This is a genomic window from Streptomyces silaceus, assembly GCF_001419745.1.
In the GTDB taxonomy this organism is placed as follows: Bacteria; Actinomycetota; Actinomycetes; order Streptomycetales; family Streptomycetaceae; genus Streptomyces; species Streptomyces silaceus.
Genome location: NZ_LIRJ01000671.1, coordinates 235 through 4,347 on the forward strand (window position 1 = coordinate 235; position 4,113 = coordinate 4,347).

Genomic DNA, 4,113 nt, shown 5'->3' on the forward strand with positions numbered 1-4,113 from the left:
GGCTGGAACTCCGGCTTCAGCGAGGAGCGCGGCATCACGCCCGCCCTCCTGGACGACGTGGGCACGGCCAGCTACGTGCACACCGAGACCTGCTGGGACTACGGCGACAAGAGCGTCGACGTGCCGCCCCTGCGGGCGCTCTACACCGATCTCACCGATCTGGGCCGGATCTTCGGGGTCGAGAAGCGCGCGAAGGAACTCGTCTCCGGCCTCAAGAGCCGCGTGGCCGCGCTCAAGAGGACGTGGCCCGAGAAGGGCGACCCGGCCCGGGTGTTCGTCTACGACTCGGGCACCGACCAGCCGTTCACCGCGGGCCGCCACGCCGCGCCGAACGACATCATCACCGCGGCCGGCGGCACCAACGTCTTCGGGGACCTCGACAAGGGCTGGACGACGGTGGGCTGGGAGCCGGTCGTCGAGGCGCGGCCCGAGGTCGTCGTGATCGTCGACTACGCCGACCAGCCCGCCAAGGACAAGATCGCCCACCTCACGTCGCTGCCCCGCCTGAAATCGGCGCCCGCGATACGGAACAACCGTTTCCTCGTGCTGAATTACGGCGACGTCGTCAGCGGCCCGCGCAATGTCGCGGGCGCCGAGAAGCTCGGCCGCTACCTGCGCTCGATCGGACGGTGACGGCGGCCATGACCTCGACCCCCACCACGGACCTCGCCACGGCCCCCGCATCCGCCGCGGATCTCACCGCCGCACCGGTGGTCCACGACCACATCACCGACGCGATCAAGGCACCCGACCTGCTGCGGCTCTCCGGCAACGTCGTGCTCGCCCGCTTCGAGACCCTGAAGGTGTACGCGGCCCTCGGCGCGGTCCGCACCCTGCTGGAGCGCGGGACGGTACGGCCCGGCCAGACCCTCGTCGACAGCTCCAGCGGCATCTACGCCCTCGCGCTGGCCCTGGCCTGTCACCGCTACGGCCTGCGCTGCCACATCGTCGCCTCCACCACCGTCGACGCCACGATGCGCGCCCAACTGGAGATCCTGGGCGCCACCGTGGACCAGATGCCGCCCTCGAAGGACCTGCGGCTCGACCAGGAGGGCCGGGTCCGCCGGGTCCGCGGGCTGCTGGCCGAACGGCCCGGCATGCACTGGATGCGCCAGTACCACGACGCCGTCCACTACACCGGCTACCGCGAGTTCGCCGCCCTCGTCGACGGCGCGCTGCCCGGCGTACCGCTGACCGTGGTGGGCGCCGTGGGCACCGGATCCTCCAGCGGCGGCCTCGTCCAGGCGCTGCGCGGGCGCGGCCGGTCCGTGCGCCTGCTCGGCGTGCAGCCCTTCGGCAGCGTGACCTTCGGCAGCGAGGGCTTCAGCGACCCCGAGGCGCTCATCGCCGGCATCGGCAGCTCGATCCCGTTCGACAACGTCCGGCACGACCTCTACGACTCCCTCCACTGGCTCGACTTCCGGCACGCCATGGCCGGTGCCGTCGGCCTGCTGCGCGAACACGCCGTGTTCGCGGGCCTGTCCACCGGCGCCGCCCATCTCGTCGCCGGCTGGGAGGCCGCGCGCGAGCCCGGCCGCACGCACCTGGTCATCGGCCCCGACACCGGTCACCGCTACACCGAACGCGTCTTCGCCCGCCACCACGAGGCGCTGGACCCGCGCGCCCTGAAGCCGCGCGAGATCACCGACCTCGCGGACCTCGCCCCGCCCTGGTCGGCCATGGAGTGGCACCGGCGCCGCTACGACGTACGCCGCCGCCCCGCCGTACCCACCCAGCCCACCGCTCCGCCCGGAGCGCCCACCCGGAAGGACCGGACCCCGTGACCATCGCCGCCCTGGAAGCACTCACCTTCGGCCTGGGCCGTCTGATCGACGCGGCGGCGCACGCCGGGCACCGGCTGTGCCTGCTCACCGGCGACCGTGACGTCTACCGACACGAACTCGACCAACTGCCGCCCGGCGCCCTGGACATCGTCGACGTCGACACCACGGACGACGACGCCTGCGCCGCCGCCCTGGCCGCCGTGCCCGACCTGCGCGGGCTGATCAACTCGACCGACACCTGGAGCGTTCCCGGCGCCGAACTCGCCGCGAAGTTCGGTCTGCCGGGACCCGATCCGGACGCCGTCCGTCTGCTGCGCGACAAGAGCCGCGTGCGCGCCCTCCTCCATGAGCGGGGCCTGAGCCGCAGCCGCGCCCTCGCCGTGCCCGCCGATCCCTCCTCCGCCGCCGAGATCCTGCGCGAGATCGGTCTGCCCGCCGTCCTGAAGGACTCCGCGGGCACCTCGTCGCGCAACGTCTGGCCGGTGCGCGACCAGCGGCAGCTGCGTGCGGCGCTCGCCGAGGCGGCCCAACGCCCCTTCAACGGGCGGCTGTTCGCGGAGCGCTTCTTCTCCGGTCCCGTCTACAGCGCCGAGGCCCTCAGCTGGGACGGCGAGACCCGCCTCCTCGGCGTCCTCAGCCGCCAGCTGTCCCCCGAGCCCTCGGTCCGCGAGGAGGCCGCCGCCTTCCCCGTCGCCTTCTCCGCCCCCGAACTGGAGCGGATCGAGGAGTGGGTGGGGCGCGTCCTGGACACCGCGGGGCACGATCGCGGCTTCACCCATGTGGAGTACGTCCTGACCTGCGACGGCCCCGAGCTGGTGGAGATCAACCGCCGCATCGGCGGCGCGCTCGTCGGCGAGGCCCTGTGCCGGTCCCTGTGCGCGAACGTGTACGACGCGATGGTCGAGGTGGCGCTCGGCCGGCGCCCCGCGCTCCTCGACGCGGTCCCGGACGGCTCCGCGCGCGGGCCCGCCACCGGTTTCGTGCTCGTCTACGCCGACCGCGCGGGCACCCTGACCGGCTGGACCGGCCTGGAGGGGCTGTCCGCCTTCCCCGGCGCGCCCGAGTGGTACCCCACCGCCGTGCCGGGCCGCCGGGTGGAGCACCTGAACGACCAGCGCGGCTGCACCGGCATCGTGCTGGCCGAGGCCGACACCGCGGAGCTGGCCCTGCACCGGGCGCTCAGCGTCGCCGGCAGCATCCGCCCGGTGGTCGCACCCGATGCCCCTGAGGGGTGACGGTCCGCCCTACGGGGTGCGCACGATCTGGATGAGGTTGCCGCACGTGTCGTCCAGGACCGCGGTGGTGACCTCGCCCATCTCCACCGGGTCCTGCGCGAACTCCACGCCGAGCCCGCGCAGCCGCTCGTACTCCGCGCGGACGTCGTCCACGGCGAAGGAGGCGGCCGGGATGCCGTCCTTGACCAGCGCCGTCTTGTAGGGCGGGACCGCGGGGTGGCCGGAGGGCTCCAGGAGCAGTTCGGTCCCCTCGGGGTCCTCCGGCGAGACCACCGTCAGCCAGCGGGCCTCGCCGCCCAGCGGGACGTCGTGCTTCTTCACGAAGCCGAGGACGTCGGTGTAGAAGGCGAGGGCCTTCGCCTGGTCGTCGACGAAGACGCTGGTGACGTAGATCTTCATGGGGTGCTCTCCGGTCGCTCGGGTTCGGGCCGTGGGGACGCGACGCGTTCCAGGGGTTCGTCGTCCCGCTGCTCGGCTCGGGCCAGCGACCAGAGTCCGAGGTACGCGCGCTGGATGAAGCCGCCGGTCACGCCGGGGGCCGTGTTGGCCAGCGCGGCCAGGGCCACGTCCGTCCCCGGACTGAAACCGGCGAACGTGGTGAAGCCACGGGTGCCGCCGGAGTGGTGGTAGAGATCGTGGCCGGGCCGGGGGCGGATGTTCCAGATCAGGGCGATGCGCCGGCCGGTGCGCGGCAGGGCGAGGCGGGGCACGGTGACGTCGGCGAGCGCGGCGCGCAGCGTGCGGGGGGCCGTGGGCGGCGCGGCGGCGGGGTCGAGCAGGGCGTCCAGGGAGGCGAGCAGGTCGCGGGCGCTGGAGCGGCAGATGCCCGCGCCGGGCATGGCGGGCATCTCCCAGGCGGGGCGGGGTCTGCCGTGCCAGTGGCCGGTGGCCTGGGGCAGGTCCGTGGCGCAGCCGGTGCGGGTCAGGCCGAGCGGTCCGAGGACCCGGTCGGCGAGAAGCCGGGCGTAGGTCCCGCCGCCCGGACCGTGCGCGTCCGCCGGTCCGTGCGCGGCGCGGGTCAGCAGGTCGGCGAGGAGGCCGACGCCGAAGTTGGAGTAGCGCACGCGGGTGCCGGGGGCGGCGCGGCGGCGGGG

General features: G+C 74.1%; 5 protein-coding genes. 3 read left to right on the top strand and 2 right to left on the bottom strand.

Annotation, left to right across the window (positions count from 1 at the left end; all coding sequences use genetic code 11):
* The 3 genes from AOK22_RS38490 to AOK22_RS38500 all read left to right on the top strand — a co-directional run.
* Nucleotides 1–633: ABC transporter substrate-binding protein (locus AOK22_RS38490; protein WP_244165283.1), on the top strand; the 633-nt coding region annotated here is incomplete at its 5' end.
* A gap of 8 nt (nucleotides 634–641) precedes the next feature.
* Nucleotides 642–1,784 carry a pyridoxal-phosphate dependent enzyme gene (locus AOK22_RS38495; RefSeq protein WP_079037117.1) on the top strand — a complete coding sequence of 381 codons (1,143 nt, stop codon included), beginning with the start codon at nucleotides 642–644 and terminating at the stop codon, nucleotides 1,782–1,784.
* Nucleotides 1,781–3,019: an ATP-grasp domain-containing protein gene (locus tag AOK22_RS38500; protein ID WP_055703276.1), complete on the top strand. Its 1,239-nt coding sequence runs from the start codon at nucleotides 1,781–1,783 to the stop codon at nucleotides 3,017–3,019. The genes AOK22_RS38495 and AOK22_RS38500 overlap by 4 nt, the downstream gene beginning before the upstream one ends.
* 9 nt (nucleotides 3,020–3,028) lie before the next feature.
* Here AOK22_RS38500 and AOK22_RS38505 read toward each other — a convergent pair whose 3' ends face one another.
* Nucleotides 3,029–3,418: a VOC family protein gene (locus AOK22_RS38505; RefSeq protein ID WP_055703277.1), complete on the bottom strand. Its 390-nt coding sequence runs from the start codon at nucleotides 3,416–3,418 to the stop codon at nucleotides 3,029–3,031.
* Nucleotides 3,415–4,113: serine hydrolase domain-containing protein (locus AOK22_RS38510; RefSeq protein ID WP_157872432.1), on the bottom strand; the 699-nt coding region annotated here is incomplete at its 5' end. The genes AOK22_RS38510 and AOK22_RS38505, both read right to left, overlap by 4 nt.

What these genes read in the sequence shown, in the direction of transcription:
- AOK22_RS38495 (WP_079037117.1), top strand. Translation starts at nt 642, where the DNA reads ATGACCTCGACCCCCACCACGGACCTCGCCACGGCCCCCGCATCCGCC.
- AOK22_RS38505 (WP_055703277.1), bottom strand. Translation starts at nt 3,418, where the DNA reads ATGAAGATCTACGTCACCAGCGTCTTCGTCGACGACCAGGCGAAGGCC.